Annotated in this window: 23 protein-coding genes and 2 pseudogenes; 1 reads left to right on the forward strand and 24 read right to left on the reverse strand. The window is 70.6% G+C overall.

Annotated elements, in window-relative coordinates; translation table 11 throughout:
* Positions 1-27: 27 nt before the first annotated feature.
* From aroA to hisD, 8 genes and pseudogenes are all read right to left on the reverse strand, one after another.
* Positions 28-1,263: a 3-phosphoshikimate 1-carboxyvinyltransferase gene (aroA, locus tag AB0H43_RS29705; protein WP_360004673.1), complete on the reverse strand. Its 1,236-nt coding sequence runs from the start codon at positions 1,261-1,263 to the stop codon at positions 28-30.
* 52 nt (positions 1,264-1,315) lie between these two features.
* On the reverse strand, positions 1,316-2,041 hold the full coding sequence (gene priA / locus AB0H43_RS29710) for a bifunctional 1-(5-phosphoribosyl)-5-((5-phosphoribosylamino)methylideneamino)imidazole-4-carboxamide isomerase/phosphoribosylanthranilate isomerase PriA (RefSeq protein ID WP_360004675.1): 726 nt from the start codon (positions 2,039-2,041) through the stop codon (positions 1,316-1,318).
* A gap of 105 nt (positions 2,042-2,146) precedes the next feature.
* A complete protein-coding gene (locus tag AB0H43_RS29715) occupies positions 2,147-2,461 on the reverse strand; it encodes a hypothetical protein (protein WP_360004676.1) in 315 nt (104 codons plus the stop codon).
* Positions 2,454-3,074 (reverse strand): imidazole glycerol phosphate synthase subunit HisH, encoded by a 621-nt coding sequence (gene hisH / locus AB0H43_RS29720; protein WP_360004678.1) that lies wholly within the window; start codon positions 3,072-3,074, stop codon positions 2,454-2,456. Before hisH ends, AB0H43_RS29715 begins: the two co-directional genes overlap by 8 nt.
* A complete protein-coding gene (locus AB0H43_RS29725; RefSeq protein ID WP_360004680.1) occupies positions 3,074-3,244 on the reverse strand; it encodes a hypothetical protein in 171 nt (56 codons plus the stop codon). The genes hisH and AB0H43_RS29725 overlap by 1 nt, the downstream gene beginning before the upstream one ends.
* Entirely contained in the window at positions 3,244-3,855 is a 612-nt protein-coding gene (gene hisB, locus AB0H43_RS29730) for an imidazoleglycerol-phosphate dehydratase HisB (RefSeq protein WP_360004812.1), read from the reverse strand. The genes AB0H43_RS29725 and hisB overlap by 1 nt, the downstream gene beginning before the upstream one ends.
* A gap of 173 nt (positions 3,856-4,028) precedes the next feature.
* Positions 4,029-5,108, reverse strand: a pseudogene (locus AB0H43_RS29735) (histidinol-phosphate transaminase); the annotation flags it as partial.
* Positions 5,105-6,445, reverse strand: coding sequence for a histidinol dehydrogenase (gene hisD, locus AB0H43_RS29740; protein WP_360004682.1), 1,341 nt, complete (start codon positions 6,443-6,445; stop codon positions 5,105-5,107). The pseudogene AB0H43_RS29735 and the gene hisD, both read right to left, overlap by 4 nt.
* Before the next feature lie 151 nt (positions 6,446-6,596).
* On the opposite strand from hisD, the gene AB0H43_RS29745 reads away from it, so the two are divergent.
* Positions 6,597-7,277: an LON peptidase substrate-binding domain-containing protein gene (locus tag AB0H43_RS29745; protein WP_360004683.1), complete on the forward strand. Its 681-nt coding sequence runs from the start codon at positions 6,597-6,599 to the stop codon at positions 7,275-7,277.
* Here AB0H43_RS29745 and AB0H43_RS29750 read toward each other — a convergent pair.
* From AB0H43_RS29750 to AB0H43_RS29825, 16 genes and pseudogenes are all read right to left on the reverse strand, one after another.
* Entirely contained in the window at positions 7,270-7,917 is a 648-nt protein-coding gene (locus AB0H43_RS29750) for a DUF2567 domain-containing protein (protein WP_360004685.1), read from the reverse strand. The two genes, AB0H43_RS29745 and AB0H43_RS29750, sit on opposite strands and share 8 nt — an antisense overlap.
* 122 nt (positions 7,918-8,039) lie before the next feature.
* Positions 8,040-11,573, reverse strand: coding sequence for a DNA polymerase III subunit alpha (gene dnaE, locus AB0H43_RS29755; RefSeq protein ID WP_360004687.1), 3,534 nt, complete (start codon positions 11,571-11,573; stop codon positions 8,040-8,042).
* Between the two features lie 104 nt (positions 11,574-11,677).
* A pseudogene (locus AB0H43_RS29760) lies at positions 11,678-12,517 on the reverse strand (AAA family ATPase); the annotation flags it as partial.
* Positions 12,518-12,811: 294 nt separating this feature from the next.
* Positions 12,812-13,654, reverse strand: coding sequence for a hypothetical protein (locus AB0H43_RS29765; RefSeq protein WP_360004689.1), 843 nt, complete (start codon positions 13,652-13,654; stop codon positions 12,812-12,814).
* Positions 13,651-14,535, reverse strand: a complete 885-nt coding sequence (locus tag AB0H43_RS29770) for an RluA family pseudouridine synthase (RefSeq protein WP_360004814.1) — start codon at positions 14,533-14,535, stop codon at positions 13,651-13,653. Before AB0H43_RS29770 ends, AB0H43_RS29765 begins: the two co-directional genes overlap by 4 nt.
* A gap of 44 nt (positions 14,536-14,579) precedes the next feature.
* Positions 14,580-15,200 carry a signal peptidase II gene (gene lspA, locus AB0H43_RS29775; protein WP_360004691.1) on the reverse strand — a complete coding sequence of 207 codons (621 nt, stop codon included), beginning with the start codon at positions 15,198-15,200 and terminating at the stop codon, positions 14,580-14,582.
* A gap of 2 nt (positions 15,201-15,202) precedes the next feature.
* A complete protein-coding gene (locus AB0H43_RS29780) occupies positions 15,203-15,646 on the reverse strand; it encodes a TraR/DksA C4-type zinc finger protein (RefSeq protein WP_290864245.1) in 444 nt (147 codons plus the stop codon).
* A 1,027-nt stretch (positions 15,647-16,673) separates the two neighbouring features.
* On the reverse strand, positions 16,674-18,296 hold the full coding sequence (locus AB0H43_RS29785; RefSeq protein ID WP_360004692.1) for a potassium/proton antiporter: 1,623 nt from the start codon (positions 18,294-18,296) through the stop codon (positions 16,674-16,676).
* Positions 18,293-18,586: a DUF167 domain-containing protein gene (locus AB0H43_RS29790; RefSeq protein ID WP_360004694.1), complete on the reverse strand. Its 294-nt coding sequence runs from the start codon at positions 18,584-18,586 to the stop codon at positions 18,293-18,295. Before AB0H43_RS29790 ends, AB0H43_RS29785 begins: the two co-directional genes overlap by 4 nt.
* An 83-nt stretch (positions 18,587-18,669) precedes the next feature.
* Positions 18,670-19,299 carry a hypothetical protein gene (locus tag AB0H43_RS29795; protein WP_360004696.1) on the reverse strand — a complete coding sequence of 210 codons (630 nt, stop codon included), beginning with the start codon at positions 19,297-19,299 and terminating at the stop codon, positions 18,670-18,672.
* A gap of 235 nt (positions 19,300-19,534) precedes the next feature.
* A complete protein-coding gene (locus tag AB0H43_RS29800) occupies positions 19,535-20,308 on the reverse strand; it encodes a DivIVA domain-containing protein (protein WP_360004698.1) in 774 nt (257 codons plus the stop codon).
* A 59-nt stretch (positions 20,309-20,367) separates the two neighbouring features.
* Entirely contained in the window at positions 20,368-20,661 is a 294-nt protein-coding gene (locus AB0H43_RS29805; protein WP_360004700.1) for a YggT family protein, read from the reverse strand.
* A gap of 23 nt (positions 20,662-20,684) precedes the next feature.
* On the reverse strand, positions 20,685-21,485 hold the full coding sequence (gene sepF / locus AB0H43_RS29810; RefSeq protein WP_360004702.1) for a cell division protein SepF: 801 nt from the start codon (positions 21,483-21,485) through the stop codon (positions 20,685-20,687).
* Positions 21,486-21,605: 120 nt separating this feature from the next.
* Positions 21,606-22,328 (reverse strand): YggS family pyridoxal phosphate-dependent enzyme, encoded by a 723-nt coding sequence (locus AB0H43_RS29815; protein WP_360004704.1) that lies wholly within the window; start codon positions 22,326-22,328, stop codon positions 21,606-21,608.
* Positions 22,329-22,439: 111 nt separating this feature from the next.
* Positions 22,440-23,543 (reverse strand): cell division protein FtsZ, encoded by a 1,104-nt coding sequence (ftsZ, locus tag AB0H43_RS29820; protein WP_360004706.1) that lies wholly within the window; start codon positions 23,541-23,543, stop codon positions 22,440-22,442.
* Between the two features lie 230 nt (positions 23,544-23,773).
* Positions 23,774-24,547 carry an FtsQ-type POTRA domain-containing protein gene (locus AB0H43_RS29825; protein WP_360004708.1) on the reverse strand — a complete coding sequence of 258 codons (774 nt, stop codon included), beginning with the start codon at positions 24,545-24,547 and terminating at the stop codon, positions 23,774-23,776.
* Positions 24,548-24,568 lie beyond the last annotated feature (21 nt).

A 24,568-nucleotide genomic window follows, 5' to 3' on the forward strand; every position in this document is an offset into this window, starting at 1 on the left:
GTTGACGCGAGGCGGCCGAGGAAGGCGCTAGGGCGACGCGGGGAAGGCGGCGTGGAAGACCGAGTGGAACGTCGGGAAGGTCTTCTTGACGCAGTCCGGATCGTCCAGTGTGATCCCGGGCGTACGCAGGCCGGTGACGCTGAAGCTCATCGCGATGCGATGATCCCGCTCGGTCAGGATCTCGGCCGCCTGGGGCTGACCGGGCTGGATCTCGATCCAGTCCCGGCCGGTCTCGACGGCGATGCCGAGGCGGCGCAGGTTCACCGCACACGTCTCCAGCCGGTCGCACTCCTTCACCCGGGTGTTGTAGACGTCCTCGATGCGGACCGGCGACGAGGCGTACGGCGCGATCGCGGCGAGCGTCGGCATCGTGTCGGAGATGTCCCGCATGTTCACGGTCACCCCGGCGAGCCGCCCGTTCTCCGGGCCGATCACCGTCACCGCTTCGGGCTCTACGCGTACCGTCGCGCCCATCTGGGCCAGGACGTCGACGAACCGCACGTCGCCCTGCAAGCTCTCGCTGCCCAGACCGCGGACCGTGACCTCGCGGCCGGTCATCGCGGCGGCGGCGAAGAAGTAGCTGGCGCTGGAGGCGTCCGGCTCGATCAGGTAGTCGCGGGCCTGGTAGCCGCCCGGCGCGACGGTGAAGGTGTCGCCCGACCAGTCGACCGTGGCCCCGAACCGGCGCATCATGGCGAGGGTGATCTCGATGTACGGCACCGAGACCAGGTCACCCACCCGGATGACGAGCCCGTCCGCGGTGAGCGGACCGAGCATGAGCAGCGCCGTCAGGAACTGCGAGGACAGCGAAGCGTCGAGGGTGAGCGTGCCGCCCTTGACCCCGTCGGCGTGAACGGTGAGTGGCAGATGGCCCTCGGCCTCGTCGCAGGTGACCTCGACCCCGAGCTGCCGCAGCGCGTCGACCAGCGGGGCGACCGGACGGCGGCGCATCTGCTCGGACGCGTCGAAGCGGAACGTGCCGTGCCCGGCCGCGACCAGGGCGGGCAGGAAGCGGGAGGCCGTGCCGGCGTCCCTCGTGTAGACGCTCGCGCTGCTGGAGGGACCGTGCGGCAGGCCGGCGACGGTCCAGACGTCGTGGTCGAACGTCACGTCGTAGCCGAGCGCCCGCAGGCCATAGGCGAACGCCTCGGTGTCGTCGGAGGCGAGCGGCTGGCGCAGCGTGCTCACTCCGTCGGCGGCCGCCGCCAGGAACAGCGCCCGCGCCATCACCGACTTCGACCCGGGAATCACGACGTCGGTCATGCGATCACCAGCCTTCGGCCGACGGTTGGGTGAGAAAGCCTGAGCCGGCCGGTCACGCTTCCTCCAGGGCGGCGAGCGCCTCGGCGACCGTGAACGCCCCGGCGTACAGGGCCTTCCCGGCGATGACGCCTTCGACGCCCTCCTTCTCCAGGGTGGCCAGCCCCCGCAGATCGTCCAGAGTGGAGACACCGCCGCTCGCCACGACCGGCTTGTCGGTCGCGCCGCAGACGTCGCGCAGCAGCTGCAGGTTCGGCCCGGTCATCGTGCCGTCGCGGTGGACGTCGGTCACGACGTACCGCGCGCAGCCCGCACGCTCCAGGCGGGCCAGCACGTCGAACAGGTCACCGCCGTCGCGGGTCCAGCCTCGCGCCGAGAGGGTACGCCCACGGACGTCCAGCCCTATGGCGACACGGTCGGCGTACTCCCCGACGACGCGATCGCACCACTCCGGGTCCTCCAGCGCGGCGGTGCCGATGTTGACCCGGGCGGCCCCGGTCGCCAGCGCCCGGCGCAGCGACTCGTCATCGCGAATGCCCCCGGAGAGCTCGACCTTGCAGTCCAACGCGGCCACGACGCCGGCGAGCTGCTCGGCGTTGGAGCCCCGGCCGAACGCGGCGTCCAGGTCGACGAGATGAATCCACTGCGCCCCCTGCCGGGCGAAGTCCAGCGCCGCCTCCAGCGGATCGCCGTACGCCGTCTCCGTGCCCGCCGCGCCCTGCACCAGGCGCACGGCCTGGCCACCAGCGACGTCGACGGCCGGCAGCAGCTCCAGTGTCATGCTCTCTCACTCTCTCTTCGGCGCTGGATGCGCGCTGGATCAGCGATCCCGGTCGAATCTTGACTCAAGATTCGACACGGAACCCTGATCCAGCGCGCAAAGAAGTCACTTGTCGAAGGCCACGACGGCGAGCACCGGCAGGATCAGGATCAGCAGCAGCGACAGGGCGATGCTGAGCGCGACCGAGCCGGCGAGCGTCCAGATCAGGACGAGGCCGAGCGCGAGGACGAGCCCGATCACCGACCGCTGACCCCGATTCCACCGAGCCAGCCGCCCGGTGCGGCCGGGGCGCAACCCCCGGAGCCGGGCGGTGATCCGTCGCCGCTTCGCCCGGCGTGCCTCGGTCCGCGCCCGCTTCTCCCGCAGTTTGAGCTGCTCGGCTTCCCGTTCGGCCCGCCTGCGCGCGCGTTCTTTACTCAAGGGTCTTGACCCAGGCTCGCAGCAGCCCGGCCCCGGCCGCGCCGGACTTCTCCGGGTGGAACTGGGTGACGCTGAGCGGACCGGCTTCGACCGCGGCCACGAAGACCGCGCCCTCGTGTTCGGTCGTCGTGACGAGCGCGTCCGACTCGTCGAAGTCCGTCGGCGAGGCGGCGAACGAGTGCACGAAGTAGAACCGGGCGTCCGGCTCGGTGAACAGCCGCGACGCGGGTGGGACGTCGACGGTGTTCCAGCCGATGTGCGGCACTCGGCGTACGGGCAGCTTGGTGACCCGGCCGGGCAGGAGACCGAGTCCCGGGGTGAGGACCCCGTGCTCGTCGCCCTCGGCGAACATCACCTGTGCACCTACGCAGATGCCGAGGACCGGGCGACCGGCCGCGACGCGTTCGGCGATGACCGGCCCCGCCTTGGCCTCCTCGATGCCCGCCATGCAGGCCGCGAACGCGCCGACGCCCGGCACCACCAGGCCGTCGGCTTCGGCCGCCGCGGTCAGGTCGTCGGTGACGGTCACCCGTGCGCCGGTGGCCGCGACCGCGCGTTCGGCCGAGCGGAGGTTGCCGGAGCCGTAGTCGAGGATGGTGACCGAGGGAGCCATCAGGCCTCCCCGGGCATCAGCCAGGTCACGCCGCCGGCCGCCGACAGCAGCGCCAGTACGCCGACGACGAGGACCACGCCCTTGTGCGCGCCCTGCTTGTAGAGCGACCAGGTGCCGCCGAGGAGGATGCCCGCGAGCGCGAACAGCAGGATAGGAGCGTAGCCACCCATCAGAGTGCCTCCTTTGTGGACGGCAGGACGCCGGCGAACCGGGGGTCGATGGCGACGGCGTCGCGCAGCGCGCGGGCGACCGCCTTGAACTGACCCTCCACCACGTGGTGGGCGTCGGGACGGCCACCGGGGCGAGCCGCGCGCAGGACGTCGACGTGCAACGTCATCCGCGCGGTCTGGGCGAACGACTCCCAGATGTGCCGGGTCATGCTGGTCGGGTAGACCGGCCCGATCATCGGGGCCAGCTCGGGCTCGTCGTGCACCACGTACGGGCGGCCGGACAGGTCGAGCGCGGCCCGCACGAGCACCTCGTCCATCGGCACGGTGGCGTCGCCGTAGCGGCGGATGCCCTTGCGGTCGCCGAGCGCCTTGTCGAGCGCCGTGCCGAGGGCCAGCGCGGTGTCCTCGATCGTGTGGTGCGCGTCGATGATCAGATCGCCCTCGGTCTTCACCCGCAGGTCGAAGCCGCCGTGCCGGGCGATCTGGTGGAGCATGTGATCGAAGAAGCCGACGCCGGTCGCGATGTCGGCCTCGCCCGTGCCGTCCAGGCCCAGTTCGACGACGACCTTCGTCTCGGCCGTAATGCGCTCAACGGTCGCGGTACGCATCAGTTCTCCTCTTCGCGGCGCTCGCGGGATGCCGGATAGTGTCCCCTTCCGGCCGCCAATGGGGACGTTATCCCGGATTCCGCGCCCGAAGCGGACCCAGCGGACCCAGCGGACCCAGCGGACCCAGCGGACCCAGCGGACCCAGCGAACCCAGCGGATTCCGCGTCGGAAGCGGAAACGGCGGCCAGGAAGGCGGAGGTCTCGGCGGGCGTACCGGCGGTGACGCGCAGCCAGCCCGGCAGGCCGACGTCCCGGACGAGCACCCCGGCGTCGAGGATCCGCCGCCAGACGACCTTCTGGTCGGTCTCGTCCGCGCTGCCTTCCCGGGCGACCCGATAGAGCACGAAGTTGGCGTCCGAGTCCGCCACGGCGTGTCCCCGCGTACGCAGTTCGGCGACGATCCGGTCGCGCTGGATCTTGATCTGCTCCACAGTGGAGAGCAAGGCGTCGGCGTGGGCGAGCGCCGCCCGGGCGGCCGCCTGGGTCAGCGCCGACAAGTGGTACGGCAGCCGGACGAGCTGCACCGCCTCGACGACCTCGGTGCCGGCGGCGAGGTAGCCGACCCGGGCTCCGGCGAAGGCGAACGCCTTGCTCATCGTGCGGGTCACGACGAGTCGCGGGTTGTCCTCGAGCAGCGACAAGGCGCTCGGCGTACCGGGGCGGGCGAATTCGGCGTACGCCTCGTCCACGACGACCAGGCCCGAGGTCGCCGCCAACGCCGCTCGCACGACGTCGAGCGAGAGAGCGGTGCCGGTCGGATTGTTCGGCGAGCACAGGAACGTGAGAGCCGGCCGGTGCTGCTCGATCGCCGCCACGACATGCTCGGCGGTGAGCCCGAAGTCCGGCCCCCGGCCGCCGTCGACCCAGCCGGTCGCGGTGCCCGACGCGAGCAGCGGGTGCATCGAGTACGCCGGGCCGAAGCCGAGCGCGATCCGCCCCGGACCCCCGAACGCCTGCAGCAGTTGCTGCTGGACCTCGTTGGAGCCGTTGGCGGCGTACACCTGCTCGGCGGTCAGGCCGTGGCCCAGGTAGACCGCCAGGTCGGACCGCAGCTTGAGGGCGTCCCGGTCGGGGTAGCGGTTGAGCGTCGCGATCTCGCCTTCGAGCGCCCGCAGCACCGCCCGGACGACCTCCTCCGGCGGGGCGTAGGAGTTCTCGTTGACGTTGAGCCGGACGGCCACGTCCAACTGCGGCGCCCCGTACGCCGACAGCCCTCGCAGCTCCTCACGCAGGAGCGCACGAATCTCGGAGGTCACGCGGCACCGCCCGAGGGGAAGCGCGCCGTGACGGCCTGGCCGTGCGCGGGCAGGTCCTCGACGGTGGCGAGGGTGACGACGTGGTGGGCCACGTCCCGCAGTGCTTCCTCGGTGTACTCCACGACGTGGACGCCCCGGAGGAACGACTGCACCGACAGCCCGCTCGAGTGCCGGGCGCAGCCGCCGGTCGGCAGCACGTGGTTCGACCCCGCGCAGTAGTCGCCCAGGCTCACCGGCGCCCACGGGCCGACGAAGATCGCGCCGGCGTTGCGTACTCGCATCGCGACGTCCCGAGCGTCCCGCGTCTGGATCTCCAGGTGCTCCGCGGCGTACGCGTCGACGACCCGCAACCCCTGCTCCACCGAGTCCACGAGGACGACACCGGACTGCTCGCCGGTCAGCGCCGTGCGGATGCGCTCCATGTGCTTGGTGAGCGACACCTGCCGCACCAGCTCGGCGTCCACCGCGTCGGCCAGCTCGGGCGACGTGGTGACGAGGACGCTCGCCGCCAGCGGGTCGTGCTCGGCCTGGCTGATCAGGTCGGCGGCGACGTGCCGCGCGTCGGCGGTGTCGTCGGCCAGCACGGCGATCTCGGTCGGGCCCGCCTCGGCGTCGATGCCGACGACGCCCCGGACGAGCCGCTTGGCCGCGGTCACCCACACGTTGCCCGGCCCGGTGATCAGGTCCACCGGCTCACAGTCGTCGGCCGGGTCCAGCTCCCGATCGAGGTCGGCGCCCCGGCTGCCGTAGGCGAGCATGGCGATCGCCTGCGCGCCGCCGACGGCGTACACCTCGTCGACGCCGAGCAGCGAGCACGCCGCCAGCACCCGCTCGTCCGGCAGACCGCCGGCCTCCTTCTGCGGCGGGCTCGCCACGACGAGCCCTTCGACGCCGGCCGCCTGGGCCGGAACGACGTTCATCACGACCGTGGACGGGTACATCGCCAGGCCGCCGGGCACGTACAGCCCGACGCGGCGTACCGGCAGCCAGCGCTCGGTCACCGTGCCGCCCGGCACGACCTGTGTGGTCACGTCCGTGCGCCGCTGGTCCGCGTGCACCTTCCGGGTCCGCGCGATCGCCTCCAGCAGGGCCGCGCGCACCTCCGGGTCGAGCCGCTCCTCAGCTTCCTTCAGGGCTTCCACCGGTACGCGGAGACGGGCGGGCCGGATTCCGTCGAAGCGTTCGGTGGCCTCCTGGATCGCGTCGACGCCATGGTGTCGCACCCCGTCGATGACCGGACGGATCTGCTCGACGGCCTGGGACACGTCGAGCTGGGCACGAGGCAGCAGACTGCGCGGGTCGACATCCCGTCCGCGCAGGTCGATACGGGTCAACACGCGCGCAAGTCTACCGAGCGGCGGCTTCGGAACCGCGCGGCGTTACCACCGGGTGGGAACACTGTGACCCACGCCCCTGTTCGCGGCAAGATCGCGGGGCCGAACCGTGCGGATAGGTTGATGCGTAACATCCCGCGGGTACCTTGGACAGATGTCGCCTCGGTTGCCGCTGTTTCCGCTCGGGACGGTGCTGTTCCCGGGACTGGTTCTGCCCCTGCACATCTTCGAGGAGCGCTACCGCCAGCTGATCCGCCAGCTGATCGACCTGCCCGACGGGACTCCGCGCGAGTTCGGCGTGGTCGCCATCGATCAGGGGCTGGAGGTTCTGCCGCCCAATCCGGGCTCGGAAGTCACCGAGCTCAGCCTGCACGACATCGGGTGCGTGGCGCAGCTGCGCCAGGTCACCGAACATCCGGACGGGCACTTCGACATCGTCGCGGTCGGCGACCGCCGGTTCAAGATCACCGGAATCGCCGCCGACGACGCTCCCTACCCCGTCGCGCACGTCGAGTGGTACCCCGAACCGGACGCCGACGCGGAGGCCGACGAACTGGCCCCCCGGGTGCTGTCGATCTTCCGGGACTATCTGTCGGCCCTGCGCGGCGGACCCGACGACCAACTGCCCGACGATCCGAAGGTGCTCTCCCACCTGGTCGCGGCCAGCACGGCGCTGACCGTCGCCGACCGGCAGGCGTTGCTCGCCGCGCCGGACACGACCGCCCGGATGCGCCTGGAGATCAAGATCCTGCACCGCGAATCGGCCCTGCTCCGGCAGGTCCGGGCGGTGCCGATGCCCCCCTCGGAACTCCACAAGCCGCCGTCGCTCAACTGAACGCGGGGCCGCCCGTCTCCTCCGGGCCCACCAGGGGCGCTGCTTCCGGCGTACCAGTGGATCGGGGAGCCCGGAGAGACGGCCACCGTGACCAGGCCGCGAGCAGCGTGATGGTGAGCGTGGAGCCGAGCGCGGGCAGCAACAGCACGCCCTCGATCGCGGGCGGCCACCACCGCAGCGCTTCCACGCGCAGGTCGTTGGGCTTGCCGAGTTCCGTGCCCGCGGGCGCGGAGTGCAGTTCCCTGAGGTACGCCTCGAGGCCGAGCTGGCGGCCGAACTTCCAGGCGATCACGGCCGCGACCGTCCCCGCCACCGCGAGCAGCAGGAGCAGCCAGGGTCCCCGCAGCCGCCGGAACAGCACCCAGGCCACGACGGCGAGGACGATGCCGAAGGAGAGGCCGAGCACGGCGAACCAGCCGTCACCGGACATGAACTGCTCGGGCTGCGGGTCGTTGTAGACGGCGCCGTCCTCGACGATCAGCACCGGCACGTTCGGGGCCAGTTGCTGCCAGAGCAGGCCGAGCGGGAAGCCCAGTACGCCAGCGAGCAGCACGGCGACGGACTGGAGCGTCACCAGCAGCGGCCGGCGCGGCTCCGGCGTGGGCTCGGGGACCCAGGCGTACTCGGACTCATCCACCACCGGGTGATCCTCTCAGATCCGCCTGGATCCCGGCTGGGGGCGTGTCAGGTGTTTCATGATCAGCGGAAGTTTCGCGGCGTCATAGCCCCACGAGATTTCCGCTGATCATGGACAGCAGCGGGTCAGCCGCCGACGGCGGAGGCGCCGAGCAGCTGCTTGAGGTCGGCCATCAACGCCGGAGTCGTCGCGACCCGCTCGGGGCCGATGCGCCACAGCGACGCCTTCTGCCCGTTGATGAGCTTCAGGTGCACCTCGGCCTGCCCCGGGTGGCTGGTCAGCACCTCGCGCAGCCGGGCCACGAGGGGTGGCGTACAGCGGGTCGTGGGGAGGGCGAGGACCACCGGCTTGACGTCGTCCGGGACGGTGATGTCCGGGATCGACAGATCCATCGCCATGATGCGGGGCTGGTCGTCGCGGCGGTCGACCCGGCCGCGGACCACCACGATGGCGTCCTCGGCGACGTACTGCCCGACCAGTTCATAGGTGTTGGGGAAGAACAGCACCTCGACCGCGCCTGCGAGGTCCTCCAAGCTGGCCGAGGCCCAGGCCTTGCCCTGCTTGGTGATCCGGCGCTGGACCCCGGAGAGGATGCCCGCGACCGTCACCACTTGACCGTCGGCGACCGTGCCTTCCTCCGACAGCGCCGCGATGGAGAAGTCGGCCGCCCCGGCGAGGACGTGCTCGATGCCGAACAGCGGATGGTCGGAGACGTAGAGGCCGAGCATCTCCCGTTCGAGCGCGAGCAGGTCGCTCTTGTCCCACTCGTCGGTAGGGATGGGCGGGGTCACGATCATGCCGCCGCCCATCGGGTTGTCGTCGCCGAAGGCCGCGCCGAACAGGTCGAACTGGCCGACCGCCTCGTTGCGCTTCACGTCGAGGAACGAGTCGATCGCGTCGGCGTGCACCGCCAGCAGACCCTTGCGGGTGTGCTGCATCGAGTCGAAGGCCCCGGCCTTGATCAGCGATTCGATCGTGCGCTTGTTGCAGGCGACCGCCTCGACCTTGCGCAGGTAGTCGTAGAAGTCGGTGTAGGGGCTCTTCTCCTTGCGGCCCCGGACGATCGCCTCGACGACGTTGTGGCCGACGTTGCGGACGGCCGACAGCCCGAACCGGATGTCCTCGCCGACGGCGGCGAACCGCGCGGTGGAGGCGTTGACGTCCGGCGGCAGGACCTTGATCCCCATCCGGCGGCATTCGGCCAGGTAGACGGCGGACTTGTCCTTGTCGTCGCCGACGCTGGTGAGCAGGGCGGCCATGTATTCGGCCGGGTAGTTGGCCTTGAGGTACGCCGTCCAGTAGGAGACGAGACCATAACCGGCGGTGTGCGCCTTGTTGAAGGCGTAGTCGGAGAACGGGACCAGGATGTCCCACAGCGTCTTGATCGCCGCGTCGGAGTAGCCGTTGTCCCGCATGCCCTGGGAGAAGGGGATGTACTCCTTGTCGAGGATCTCCTTCTTCTTCTTGCCCATCGCCCGGCGCAGCAGGTCGGCGGCGCCGAGCGAGTAGCCGGCGAGCTTCTGGGCGATCGCCATGACCTGCTCTTGATAGACGATCAGACCGTAGGTGTCGTCCAGGATGTCGGCCAGCGGTTCGGCCAGCTCCGGATGGATCGGCACCACCGGCTTGCGGCCGTTCTTCCGGTCGGCGTAGTCGTTGTGCGCGTTCGCGCCCATCGGACCGGGCCGGTAGAGGGCCAGCACGGCGGAGATGTCCTCGAAGTTGTCGGGGATCATCGATCGCAGCAGCGAGCGCATCGGGCCGCCGTCGAGCTGGAAGACGCCGAGCGTGTCACCCCGGGCGAGCAGTTCGTAGGTCGGCTTGTCGTCCAGCGGCAGCTGCTCCAGGACGACCGTCTCACCCCGGTTGGCCGTGATGCCTTCGAGGCAGTCGTCCATCACCGTGAGGTTGCGCAGCCCCAGGAAGTCCATCTTAAGCAGGCCGATGGTCTCGCAGGCGCCCATGTCCCACTGGGTGATGATGGCGCCGTCCTGCTCGCGCTTGTGGATCGGCAGCACGTCGAGCAGCGGCTCGCCGGACAGGATGACGCCGGCCGCGTGCACGCCCCACTGACGTTTGAGGCCCTCCAGGCCCTTCGCGGTGTCCACGACCTTCTGCACGTCGGCGTCGGTGTCGTAGAGCTGCCGGAACTCCACCGCCTCCGGGTAGCGCGGGTGGTTCGGGTCGAAGATGCCCGACAGCGGGATGTCCTTGCCCATCACCGCGGGCGGCATCGCCTTCGTGATCCGGTCGCCCATCGCGAACGGATAGCCGAGCACCCGGGCGGCGTCCTTGACGGCGGCCTTCGCCTTGATCGTGCCGTAGGTGATGATCTGGGCGACCCGCTCCTCGCCGTAGCGCTCGGTCGCGTAGCGGATCATGTCGCCGCGTCGGCGCTCGTCGAAGTCCATGTCGATGTCGGGCATGGAGACGCGCTCGGGGTTGAGGAACCGCTCGAACAGCAGACCGTGCGGAATCGGGTCCAGCTCGGTGATGCGCAAGGCGTACGCGATGATGGCGCCGGCCGCCGAGCCCCGGCCGGGCCCGACCCGGATACGCTCGCGCCGGGCGTATTCACACAGGTCGGCGACGACGAGGAAGTAGCTCGGCCAGCCCATCGTGCACACGACGTCGAGTTCGTAGTTGGCCTGACGCAGCCGGTCCTCGGGCACCCCGTCGGGGAACCGCTCGGCGAGACCCCGATGGACCTCTTTACGCAGCCAGGACTCCTCGGTCTCCCCGGCCGGGACGGGGAACTTCGGCATGAGGTCACGAGAGGCGAAGACGCTCGCGTAGTCGCCGACCTTCTCCATGATCTCCAGCGTGTTGTCACACGCGCCGGGCACCTCGGCGTCCCACAACGCCCGCATCTCGGCCGGGGACTTCAGGTAGAAGTCCTGTGCGTCGAACTTGAACCGCTTCGGATCGGCCAGCGTCGATCCCGACTGCACACATAGCAGCACCTCGTGCGCGCCCGCGTCGGCCTGGTAGGTGTAGTGGAGGTCGTTGGTCGCGACCGGCTTGAGGTTGAGCTTCTTGCCCAGCGCCAGCAGGTCCTGCCGGATCCGGGTCTCGATGTCGAGCCCGTGATCCATCAGCTCCAGGTAGAAGTTCTCCTTGCCGAAGATGTCGGCGAACTCCCCCGCGCTCGCGCACGCCTTGTCGAAGTCGCCGATCCGCAGCCAGGTCTGGATCTCGCCGGACGGGCAGCCGGTGGTCGCGATGAGCCCGCGGCCGTAGCGGTTGAGCAGCTCACGGTCGGCGCGCGGCTTGTAGAAGTAGCCTTCCAGGCTCGCCAGCGACTGCATGCGGAACAGGTTGTGCAGCGAATCGGCGTCGGTGGCCAGCATCGTCATGTGCGTGTACGCACCACCGCCGGAGACGTCGTTCTCCCCGCCGTCGGCCCAGCGAACCCGGGTCCGGTCGCGACGGTCGGTGCCGGGCGTCACGTAGGACTCCACCCCGACGATGGGCTTGATCCCGGCGGCGGTGGCCTGCTTGTAGAAGTCGTAGGCCCCGTACATGTTGCCGTGGTCGGTCATCGCCAGCGCCGGCATCTCCAGCCGCGCGGCTTCCTTGAACAGCTCCTTCAGCCGGGCCGCACCGTCGAGCATCGAGTACTCCGTGTGCGTGTGCAGGTGAACGAAGCTGTCAGCCACCACAACCCCCAACCGCCGATCGCCAGCCTGGCACAGCCTAGTCCCCGGGGCGGACAACAAGCATCTGCCGACACCCCCGGAGAGACCGGCATCTCATGATCAACTCAGCGGGCGAACGGCTCCAGCATCATCGCGGCGGCGGACAGCCAGGCGCGCCGGGTCGACGGCTGCAGCGCCGCGTACTCGATCGACGAGCCGGGCTCCAGCGCGGCGTCGTAGGGCACCACCGCCACGGCCCGCGTACGCGTGGCGAAGTGGGCCCGGAGGTCTTCCAGCAGCGCCGACGGCCCCGGCGTCGGGCAGGACAACAGGGTCACCGCGTTCTCGGCGAGCCGCCCGAGGCCGACCTCGTGCAGCAGGTCGATCATCCAGTCGGCGGTGAACGCCGCGTCCTCCCGGGGGACCGTGGTGATCACGAGCTGGTCGGCCGCCTGCACGACGGTCTGCCAGTTGGCGCTCTCCACGTTGTTGCCCGTGTCGACGCAGATCACGTCGTGGGTGCGGCCCAGCAGATCCAGGACCCGCCGGACGGTGTGCGAGTCGAGACGCTGGGCGAAGCGAGGGCTCTCCTCACCGGCCAGCACGTCGTAGGAGCCGTCGGAGGCGTGCCGCAGGTACCCGTCGAGCAGGTCGGCCATCTCGTAGGACGGGGCGTTCTCGATGGTCACCAGGTCGGCCAGCAGATGCCGGATGGTCCGGGCGTGCCGGGCGCTGCCCGCCCGCAGTCCGAGCGTGCCCCGCAGCTCGTTGTCGTCCCAGGCCAGCACGCCCCGGCCGCGTACGCTGCCGATCGTGGCGGCGGCCAGCACGGTGGCGGTCGTCTTGTGCACGCCGCCCTTCGGATTGGCGAAGGCCAGCACCCGGGGACCGCCGAGATCCCGCCGCAGCAGGTTGACCTCCGCGTCGGCGGCGCTGCTCGCGGTCGGCGCGGGCCGCCATTCGATCGGGTTCGACGGCATCGGCGCGACACCCCGCTGCTGGGGGTAGTCACGCGGCTCCTGGCGCGGCGCACGGCCGCGGTCGAGCAGGACACGCCAACGCGGGTTGTGGTCCTCCTGCGGTGGTGTGCGCTCCACGCTTCGCCCTCCCAGCGCCGCCCGTGCTCCCCGGTGTTTCGGCGATCACCGGGGTACGCGGTCAACCTTAAGCCGTACGGGGCAACCTGCCATCCCGCCGTCGGCCGATTGCGTGCCGATCTGGCATCCCGGGCGGTGCGTCACGGGTTCAACGACCGGTGCTCAGCCCTGGGTATCCCCCGGCGGGGTCGCGATGGTCCGCTGTTCGGGCAGGGGTGGCCAGAAGACCGCCCGGTCCAGCCGCCGGATCTCGGGCGCGACGTCCACCACCCGCACGTCCGGGCGGCGCGACAGCGACTCCAGCGCCGCCGGGGTCGCCCGCACCACGGCCGCGTACGCACAAGCGCAGTGCCGGGCGTAGGCGTCCCGTTCGGCCGCGGCGACCCGCTGCCCCGACTCGTACACGGCGATCAGGTCGGCGCCGGGGAGTCTCTGGGGCGAGCCGCCAGGAGTGCGGTCAGCCGGGCCCTGGCTCATCTTGGCCGCGTACTCGGCGGCTTCCCGGTTCTTCCGGTCGACGAGCCGGCCCATCCCGGTCAGCACGTCGACCGGCACCTTCGTCACCGGGATGCGGACGATCTCGGTCTGCACGCCGGCCAGCGGCACCCGGACGTAGACCGCCGACACCGCGACGCCGGACAGGATCGGGGTCAGCCGGTCGGGCGGCAGGTACTCGGTGAGCGTCACCAGCGCGTACGCCTCGGGGGCGCCCTCGGCGGCCAGCTTGTCCAGCTCCGCCCGGCTGCTGGCGGCGTACTCGGGGATGGAACCGTTGGGCTCCACTCCCACCTTGACCACCTGGCCGACGGACATGTCGCCGGCCGGCGCGGCCCGATCCGCCTGCCAGACGGCGACCGCCAGCACGGCGGCGGCGACCAGGCACGCGGCGACGGTGAGCGAGTGCGGGCGGCGGCGGCCGCCGAGGACGCGCCGGTAGCCGCGCGCGATCGGGGCGAGCAGCGTCTCGTCGACCGCGCCGAGCCGTTCGCCCAGCGACCGGGTCATCCGGCCGCCCGAAGCACTTCGAGCGCGTGCGCCAGGTCGGCCGGGTACGCCGAGACGAACCGGACCTCCTCGCCGGTCGACGGGTGCTCGAAGCTGAGTTCGCGAGCGTGCAGCCACTGCCGGGTGAGCCCGAGCCGGGCCGCCAGCGTGGGGTCGGCGCCGTAGGTCAGGTCGCCCACGCACGGGTGCCGCATGGCGGAGAAGTGCACCCGGATCTGGTGGGTCCGCCCCGTCTCCAGCCGCACGTCGACGAGGCTGGCCGCCGGGAACGCCTCGGCCGTGTCGTAGTGCGTGACGCTGGCCTTGCCGCTGGACATGACCGCGAACCGGTAGTCGTGGTGCGGATGGCGGTCGATCGGCGCGTCGATCGTCCCGCGCAGCGGGTCGAGATGGCCCTGCACCACCGCGTGGTAGCGCTTGTCCACCTCCCGGGCCTTGAAGGCGCGCTTGAGGAAGCTGTACGCGTGCTCGCTCTTCGCCACGACCATGACGCCCGTCGTGCCGACGTCGAGGCGATGCACGACGCCCTGCCGCTCGGCCGCGCCGCTAGTGGCGACCCGCTGGCCCATCGCGGCCAGTCCGCCGATCACGGTCGGCCCGGTCCAGCCGGGGCTGGGATGGGCGGCGACCCCGACCGGTTTGTCCACCACGACGATGTCGTCGTCGCTGTAGAGGATCTTCAGCCCGTCGACCGGCTCGGCGACCACCTCGACCGCCGACGGCGGCGCCGGCATGGTGACCTCCAGCCACGCACCGCCGGTCACCTTCTCGGACTTGGCCCGGGACGAGCCGTCGACGAGCACGTCACCGGACTCGACGAGATCGGCCGCGAGCGTCCGGGAGAACCCGAAGAGCCGGGAGACGGCCTGATCGAGACGCATGCCGTCCAAGCCGTCCGGCACCGGCAGCGAGCGCTGCTCCCGGCTCACCGCGTCTCCTCGCGCTGCTCTTCCTTCGTCTCCCGGCGCAGCCGCGAACCGTCGCGCTGACGTCCGGTGAACTCCAGCAGGATCGCCAGGCATACGCCGAAGCTCAGCGCCATGTCGGCGATGTTGAAGATCGGGAAGCGCTGACCGTACGGCCCGAACAGGCTGATGAAGTCGACGACGTGCCCGGAGATGCCGCCGGGGTACCGGAAGACGCGGTCCACGAGGTTGCCCAGGGCGCCGCCGAGGACCAGGCCCAACGCGATCGCCCAGGGCAGCGACCGCAGCTTGCGGGCGGTCCAGCCGATCCACGCCGCCACCGCGAACGCGATGAACGGGAAGACATAGGTGTAGTTGCTGCCCATGCTCCAGGCGGCCCCGCTGTTGCGGGTGAAGGAGAAGTAGACCAGGCCGCCGAGCAGGCGCACCGGATCGGCGCCCTCCAGCGTGTTGGTCGCCCACTCCTTGGTCGCCGCGTCGAGGCCGATGATCACAACAGCGACCGCGATCAGCGTCAGCACAGCTCTGCGTACGCTGATCGCGGTCGCGGGAACCGCGTCGGGGAGCGGTCTCGTCTCGCCCTCGTCGTCGGACACCGCCACGCTCCCCAGTTCGCTCATCGTCAGCGCCGCTCCTCCAGTTGCTTACACGTCACGCACAGTGTGGCGGACGGGAAGGCGGCCAGCCGCTCGACCGGGATCGGGTTGCCGCACCGCTCACACCACCCATAGCTTCCCTCATCGAGACGCTCCAATGCGCGCTCCACCTGGTTGATCCGCTCCAGGATGTTGTTGGCGAGGGTGATCTCCTGCTCGCGCTCGAACGTCTTGGTGCCGGTGTCGGCCTGGTCGTCGCCGGCCGAGTCGGTCAACCGGTCGCGCTGCAACTCGGTGATGTCGACCAGGGTCTGGTCGTACTCCGTCCGCAACTCGTCCAGCCGCCCCGACAAAGCGGTACGGATCTTCTCAGTGTCCGCGGCGCTCCGCGTACCCCTCACCGCGGTAGCGGTCTTCGCGGTGGTGGCGGTGCCTGGGGCGGCGGTCTTGGGTGTGGTCTGCTTCGCCATCATCGCTCCCTCGGCCGCGGTGTCCGCGGCGGTCTCAACTTCCTGGACTTGGGGGTGCGCCGTCGCGGTGACCGGCTGCTGCGCGGCTTTCGCCGCCGCCTTCTTCGCCGTCGACCTGACCGGCTTCTCCGTCGCCGCGACCGGCTCGGCGCTCGCCGCCTTGGTCGCGGCCTTCTTTCCGGCCGTCTTCTTCGCAGCCGTCGCCTTCGCGGGCGCCGCCTTGGCCTGTGCCGCCTTAGCCGGTGCCGTCTTGGCTGCTGCCGCCTTGGCTGGTGCCGCCTTGGCTGGTGCCGTCTTGGCCGGTGCCGCCTCGGCGGCCGGCTTGGTGGCTGAGGCCGCCTTCTCCGCCACCTTCTTGACCGTCTTCTTGGCCGCCGGCGTTGCCTTACCGCCGGTGGCCGCCTTCTTGACCGTCTTCTTGGCCTCCGGCGTCGCCTTACCGCCGGTGGCCGCCTTCTTGACCGTCTTCTTGGCCTCCGGCGTCGCCTTACCGCCGGTGGCCGCCTTCGTCCCCGGTGCCGCCTTGGCGGGCGCTGGCGCGTTATCCGGCATATCGCTGCCTTGATCGGCCGGTGAGGCAGCGTCATCCCGGATAACGTCGACATCCCGGATAACCTCGGCGCCCGCCGGGGCGGCCTTTGCGGAAGCGGTCTTGGCAGAGGTCGTCTTCTTGGCGGGCGCGGCCGCCTTGGCCGACCGAGCCGCGTTCGCGCGGGCGGGCGCGGGTTTCGGGGTGGGCGCCTTCCGGGACGAGGCGGCTTTCTTCGCCGCCCCGGCCGCGGACCGGGCCGCGGTCGTCCTTCCGGCGGCGCCCGCCGTGGCCTTCGCGGTCGCCTTGCGCCCTGCGGGTTCGGCCATGGGATACCCCCACATGCAAAACGGGCGCGCGGCGGGTGCCGCGCACTCGGAGTAGGTTGGCAAGAATACGGAAGCCACAGGTTTCCGACAAACATGCCACTCGTGGTTGCCGAAACCGGACAGTGTCTGGTTCGACACTGCCGGTCACTCAAGTACCGGACATTAGCCGCTAATCGTCCGTCTTACCTGAATTTCCGGCAATCCATCGCGCGAGTCTTCCGGCCTTACCCACTTCCCGCAGCCTTCTTAACGTCGCGTCGCGTACTTCGTCGGTCGCGACGATGAGCATGCTGTCCCCGGCCCGCAGCCTGGTCTGCTCGTGCGGGACGAATCCCTCCCCGCCGCGCAGGACCAGGGTCACCACCGCGCCGACCGGCAGACGCAGCTCATCGAGGTGGACCCCGGCCAGCTGCGAACCGACTGGAATCTCCAGTTGGAGCAGGTCAGCCTGCATGCGCTCCAGCGGGGCGGTCTCGACCCGCAGCTCGGTCGGCTCGGCCGGCGAGGTGACCCGCAGCCACCGGGCCACCGGGGCGAGCGTGCCCGTCTGGGCCAGCGTGAAGATCACCACCAGCACGAAGACCGCATCGAACAGCGCGGTCGCCCCCGGAACCGCCTCCGACAGCGGAATCGTGGCCAGCACGATCGGGACCGCGCCCCGTAGTCCGGCCCAGCTCAGGAAGGCCAGGTCGCGGCGGCCGAACCGCTCGTACCTCAGATGCCTCGGGCGGCCCCGCCGTCTGCGTTCGTGCGGTGTCCCGGCTATCGCGGTCTCCCGGGTCTCGTCAGCCCGGATGGTGCGAGCGCGAAAGCGCGTGGTGAACGGCAGCAGGGACACCGCCACCGAGATCGGCCGGGCCAGCAACAACAAGGTCAGCCCGATCACCAGGGCCGGGATCAACGCGCCCGGCAGCCGGGCCGGGGACACGAGCAGGCCCAACATGACGAACAAGCCGATCTGGGCCAGCCACGCCAGTCCGTCGGCGAAGCCCAGGATCGCCTGCCGGTGCGGCAGGCGGGAATTGCCGAGGATCACCCCGGCCACATACACGGCCAGGAAGCCGGAGCCGTGCACGACCACACCCGCGGCGTACGCGAGCACCGTCAACCCGACCGCCGCCAGCGGATACAGGCCCGCCGCCGGCAGGGCCGCACGACGCAGCGTCCACGCTCCGGCCAGGCCGACGAGCAGGCCCAGCGCCGCCCCGATCACCAGCTCGTACGCGATGAGCCCCGTCTCGGTCGCCCAGTGGACGCCGGCGAGGCTGGGCGTCGCCAGCAGGACGACCAGGATGACGGCCGGGGCGTCGTTCATCCCGGACTCGGCCTCCAGTGTGGCCATGAGCTTCGGCTTGAGGCGCAGCCAGCGCAGGGTGGAGAAGACGGCGGCGGCGTCGGTCGAGGAGAGCACCGCGCCCAGCAACAGTCCGGAGTGCAGCGAGACGCCGAGGAGGAGATGGACGACCAGCCCGACGACGGCGGTGCTGATGAAGACGCCCACGGTGGACAATGCGATGGCCGCCGGGAGGACCGGTTTCAGTGAACTCCACCGGGCGCTGAGCCCGCCCTCGGCGATGATCAGCACCAGCGCGCAGAGCCCGAGCGTACGCGTCAGGGTGGCGTTCTCGAACTCGATGCCGAAGCCGGACTCGCCGATCAACATGCCCAGCGCCAGATACACCAGCAGGCTGGGGAGGCCGATACGGCTGGAGAAGCGGACCGCCGCGACCGCGGCGAGCAGTACGCCCGCGCCGATGAGCAGGGCCACCTCGAAGGAGTACGCCCCGCTCAAGCGCCGTCCCGCAAGGCGTCGAGCCGGGCGGTCAGCTCCGCCGGCGGATCGGCGACGGTGAAGAGTTTGTCCCGGCCGGTCGCGCCGCTGCGCAGGCTCACCGACGACACCGGTACGCCCAGCGCACCGGCCAGCGCCCGGCGTACCGCCTCGGTGGCGCGACCGTCGACGGGCGGCGCCGTGACCGCGACGACGAGCGCGGGTCCGAGCGAGCCGTCATGGCGCCCGCCGACCTTGGCCCGCGAGGCGCCGGGCTTGACCCGCACCGCGACCGTCACGCTCTGCGCCATGCCTCATCCTAGGCCATGGTGATCAACTAACTGACACAGCGTCAGGGGACCCGGGCGGGTCCCCTGACGCTGACTGAACTCCGTCAGACTCGGCGCGCGTCGGCCAACAGCGCGCTGTCCGGCTCGCAGAGCCCGCACGGGCTGAACCCGAGTTCGACAGCCTCGTTCACGGGCAGCGGCTCGTGCGGCCGCCCGAGGAGGTGCACGCAGCCCGCCACGTGGTAACGCGGCCGGCCATCGATGACCAGCACCTCGGTGCTCATCCGGGCGACCCGGGCCGCGTCGGCGGGCGGCACCCGCTGCGCGACCGGCTCATCCGGCGGATCCTCGTCGTCGTCGACGTCTCCGAGCGCGGTTCCGGCCGACTGGGCCGGGATCGTGATCCCGGTCTGATCGGCCCGTTCCCCGGCCCGCTCGGCGACCCGGCCGCGAACCGGCTGCTCCGGCTCCCGGGTCGTCTCCCGGCCACTGTCTCGCGTGGCCCGGGACCGGCTGACCGGCTCCTCGTACGCGTCGCTCTCGTCCTGCTCGTCCTCGTCGTAGTCCGCCTCAGCGCGGGCTGCGGCGGCCTGCCGCGCGCCCACCACGAGGGCGACCGCGGCCAGGAGGCTGGTCCCGATCGAACCGACGAGCATTCCGCTCGACCCGTTGATCAGGCCAGTGACCAGCAGTACGACCGCGACGACGATGAGCAGCAGACTTGCGACAATCACACAGCTCACCCCCGCCGATATCGGCATCCAGGTGTCATCCCGGCACGGGGTCCCGCGCCGGGTCTCTCACAGGGTGTCGGGGTGGTTCGGTGGTGCGTGGTGCTCCTTCAGGCGGCTCGCCGAAGACGGGGGTCAACGGCGAGCCGGCCGCCTGGAGGTCTCGGCCACGAGGAGGGGTCACGGCCGTCGAGAGGGGCCGACGCGGACGGGGGTCCGCACCGGAGATCGCGAGGTGCTAGCGGCTGGCGCCGAAACCCGCGCCGGAGGTGACCCCGGCCGTGACCGCGCGACCGTTCTCGGACCGGGCGATCTCCGCCTCGAGACCCTGCCCGCGACCTTCGAGGTCACGCAGCTGGCTCTCCAGGTACGCCTTGAGCCGGGTACGGTACTCGCGCTCGAACTGCTTGAGCTCTTCGATGTGCTTGGAGAGTGCGGTGCGCTTGGCGTCGAGCCCGCCCATCGCCTCCTGGTGCCGCTGACGCGCGTCGCGTTCGAGCGCGTCGGCCTTGGCCCGGGCGTCGCGGGTGACCTCCTCGGCCTTGGCGCGCGCCTCGGAGAGGACCTTGTCGGCCTCCCGGCGAGCGTCCGAGACGTGGTCGTCCGCGGTGCGCTGGGCCATCATGAGCACGCGCAGCGCCTGCTGCTCGCCGTCCGGGCCGACCGGGCCGACACCGGCGGGGCCACCGGCCCGCACCTGGTCGAGCTCAGCCTGCATCGCGCGCGCGGCACGGTCGGCTTCGCCCTTCTCCCGCTGGACGCGGTCGAGCTGCATCTTCAGTTCGTTCAGCTCGGCCGCGAGGCGCGGGTCGGCGCCGGGGCCGGCCGGAGGACGACCGCCGCCGCCACGCTCGGCCTGGGCGCGCAGCTCGTTGTTCTCCTCGATCAGACGGGCGAGTTCGCGCTCGACCTCGTCCAGGAAGGCGTCGACCTCCTCCTCGTCGTACCCCCGCTTGCCGATCGGGGGCTTCTTGAAGGCCACGTTGTGCACGTCGGCCGGGGTGAGCGGCATCGAAACTCCTCGGGTCAGTTGCGGCCGCGTCGGGCGGTGGTCATCGGCGTCAGATGAAGCTACCGGTAGAGCTTCTGTGCGATCAGCATTAGAACGTACAGAATAACCAACAGAATCATCGCCGCCAGGTCGACGCTAACGGTACCAATCCGCAACGGTGGGATCACACGCCTCAACGCCTTGAGGGGCGGATCAGTGACGCTCCAGATGAGTTCCAGCGTCGCCGCCGAGCCTCGGCCGGGGTGCCACCAGCGCCCGTACTGGAGGATCATCCCGAGCACGAATCGTGCCAAAAGGGTCAGCAGGAAGGCGTACAGCAGGAGATATACGACTTGCCAGACGATCGAAAACACGACAGTGGGATCCCTCGCGCGGGTTAAGTGTGGTGATACCCACCTTCGGCGATCTTCGCCTTCTCCTCCGCGGTCACCTGGACGTTGGCCGGAGAGAGCAGGAACACCCGGTGGGTGACGCGCTCGATCGTACCGCGCAGCCCGAAGGCGAGACCGGCCGCGAAGTCCACGAGTCGCTTGGCGTCGGCCTCGTCCATCTCCGTGAGGTTCATGATGACCGGCGTACCGTCGCGGAAGTGCTCCCCGATCGTGCGTGCCTCGTTGTAGGTGGTGGGGTGCAGCGTGGTGATCTGGTAGCGGCGGTCCTCCTCGGTGGCGGGCACGGCCGAGCGCGGCTGGATCTGGGCGGCGGTCTCCGACTCCGGAGCCAGCGCCAGGTTCTCGCGCGTGCCGAAGAGCCCGCCGGAACGGCTCGAAGCGCTGCTCGACGTAGCCGGGGCGGCCGGCTGAGCCGGAGCGGCGGAACTCACCGGACGGGTGATCGGCCGGACCGTCGACCCGGACCCCACACCGGCCGAGCGGCCGGTTTCGTAGCGCGACTCGCCCGAGCGCGACGACGGCTCACGGCCGCGGTCGTCCGTGCGCCCACGGTCCTCACGCAGGCGCTCCGAGTAGCGCGAACGCGGAACCGCGGGGAGGTCGTCCTCGTCCTCCTCGTCGTCGAACTCGTCGTACTCCGAGTCCCGGGCGGTGGACCGGCGGGAATCCCGGTAACCGCCCCGGTCGCGGTAGCTGGCCGAGCCGTAACCGCGGTCGTCGTAGTCGCGCTCGTCGTCGTCCTCGACGAGGCCGAGCCAGACACCCGCCTTACGCAATGCGCTCATCAGCAACCGCCCCCTAATGTCGTCGGGGCGAGCGTTCGCGGCGCGTCGCCCCTGCGGCCTCCGCCCGCCGCGGGTGCCGGTCGGGCAAACCACACGGATGTAGTTTCGCCCGCCGTCAGGCTACCCGAGCAGCGCACGCTTTCCGAGCAACGCGGTGCCGACGCGTACGTGTGTCGCGCCGTGCGCGATCGCCTCTTCCAGGTCACCGCTCATCCCGGCCGAGACGACCGTCGCGTTCGGATGGTCGGCCCGAAGTCCTGCCGCGACCGCGGCGAGCCGGGCGAACGCGGCCCCGGCGTCGTCGTTCACCGGTGCCACCGCCATCACGCCACGCAGTCGCAACGCCTCATCCTTACCGATCAGCTCGGCCAATGCGGCCACCGAGCCGGGAGACACGCCGCCCCGGTGTAGCGGATCCGACACTTCCGGAGCGGTCGGGTCCAGGTTCACCTGGATCAAGACGTCCAGCGGACGATCGCGTACCTTGGCGGCGGCCTCGGCCAACGCCGCCGCCAACGCCGGGCGGTCGACCGAATGGACGAGGTCCGCATAGGACGCGACGGATCGGGCCTTGTTCCGCTGAAGCTGGCCCACGAAGTGCCACCGCACGTCGGCGCCGGCCGCCCGGACCTCCGCCGCCTTCCCGGCCGCCTCCTGATCCCGGTTCTCCCCGACCTCGCGTACGCCGAGCGCGGCCAGGTGCACCACATCGGACGCGGGATAGGTCTTCGTGACCGCGATCAGGGTGATCTCGTCCGGATGCCGCTGGACGGCGGCGCAGGCGGCGGCGATGCGTTGCCGCACCGCCGCCAGGTTGGCCGCTATTTCGTCACGTCTGTTCATGACCCATTTCAGATCAGTGGTTGGACTTGGCTGCACGGCTCATCGCGGCTGCGCCGCGATCCGTTCTTCAAGCTGTGCTAGCTGCTTTCTCATAAGTGGGACGCGACCGCGTCACGACCCATTCTTGAGAAAGTCCGGCACGTCGACGTCGTCGAAGAGGACCTTGCGCTGCGGCTGCCGCGGCGGCTCGCTGGTCGGCACCGGGTTCCGGATGACCGTCTCGGCGACCGGCACCGGCCGCTTCAGCTCGGCCGGCTTGTAGGTCGGCGTGCCGCCGTCGAATCCGGCCGCGATCACCGTCACCCGCACCTCGTCGCCCAGGGCGTCGTCGATGACCGCACCGAAGATGATGTTCGCCTCCGGGTGCGCCGCGTCCGTGACGAGCTGGGCCGCGTCGTTGATCTCGAACAGGCCGAGGTCGGAGCCGCCCGCGATGGACAGCAGCACGCCACGCGCGCCGTCCATGCTCTGCTCCAGCAGGGGGCTGGAGATGGCCCGCTCGGCCGCCTCGACCGCCCGGTTGTCGCCGCGGGCGCTGCCGATGCCCATGAGCGCGCTGCCGGCCCCGCTCATGACCGACTTGACGTCGGCGAAGTCCAGGTTGATCAGACCCGGCGTGGTGATCAGGTCGGTGATGCCCTGCACACCGGAGAGCAGGACCTGGTCGGCCTGGCGGAACGCGTCCATCATCGTGATGCCGCGGTCGCCCAGGGCCAGCAGCCGGTCGTTCGGGATCACGATGAGCGTGTCGCACTGGTTGCGCAGCTCCTCGATGCCCGACTCGGCCTGGACCTGGCGGCGCTTGCCCTCGAAGGAGAACGGCCGGGTGACCACACCGATGGTGAGCGCGCCGAGCTTGCGGGCGATGTTGGCGACCACGGGCGCGCCGCCGGTGCCGGTGCCGCCGCCCTCGCCACACGTCACGAAGACCATGTCGGCCCCCTTGAGGACCTCCTCGATCTCGTCCCGGTGGTCCTCGGCGGCGTTCTTGCCGACCTCGGGGTTGGCGCCGGCGCCGAGGCCACGGGTCAGCTCCCGGCCCACGTCCAGCTTGACGTCGGCATCGCTCATCAGGAGCGCCTGCGCGTCGGTGTTGATCGCGATGAACTCGACGCCCTTGAGTCCCACCTCGATCATTCGGTTGACGGCATTGACACCGCCGCCGCCGATGCCGACGACCTTGATGACCGCGAGGTAGTTATGCGGAGGTGTCATCGGGCCTTCCTTTCGAGGTCGGATCGCCCCGGGTCCGGCCGTTCCCCGATGGCGCTGGTGCTACCTGTGCTGCGAGGGCGAGGCTTGTGAAACCCTCACCCTCTAGTTGAGCCTTAGAGTTTTGTCAACTATGTGGCTCTGACGAAAAAGTAGGCGTCCACGCGCCGCGATCCAAGGACCCGGTCCGGCGTGTCGGAAGCGCTCCATTATGGACTGTCTCCCCGATCAGGCTAGGAGATCGTCACCACCTCGGGCGCGCTCACGTCTATCTGCGTACCCGATCGGGTCAGCAAAGCGGTCGCGACACGCGCTTTCACCTCGCCCTGAGTCGCGTCGCCCCACACGATCGTCCGGCCTTTCCGCAGCTCCAGGCGGATTCTCGCCGGGGCGTCCACGACCACGCGCACCAATTCGCTCTTCAATTGCGGCGTCAGGTCGCTGAGCACCTGAAGCCCGGCCTTGGTCTCCGAGTTGTCCGGGCCCGGCTGGGCGAGCTTCATCTCGGGCAGGTCTCCGGGGCGGTCGTCCACTGTGAGAAACACGACGCCGAACCGGTCCACGACCGCGAACTTCTTGTCCTGCGGCACCACGGCGACCGGCGTACGCTCGACGACCTTGATGGTCAGGGTGTTCGGCCAGCTGCGGCCGATGTCGACGGACTCCACCGGAGCCAGCCGGGCGATGCGGCGGGCCACCGACTTGGTGTCCACCCGGGCCAGTGGGGTGCCCTTCGGCACCTCGGCGGCGGCGCGTACCTCGTCGGAGCTCAGGACCTGCACCCCGGTGACCCGGATCAGGTCCACTCCCAGCACCGAGGTCTGCAACGCCAGCCAGACGAGGGCGCCGGCGAGCACGACGATCACCCCGCCGATCCCCCACGGCGCGGCGGCCCGGAGCCGGCGGCGCCGGGCGCGGGCCATGAATCGGCGTACCGAGGCCGGCACCGCGTCCCGGGAAGCCCGCACCAGCCGCCAGCGACGCGGCCCGTCCGGCGTCTGCGACATCCCCCGTCAGTCCCCCATCCG

It is taken from the genome of Hamadaea sp. NPDC050747 (assembly GCF_040654195.1).
Taxonomy (GTDB): Bacteria; Actinomycetota; Actinomycetes; order Mycobacteriales; family Micromonosporaceae; genus Hamadaea.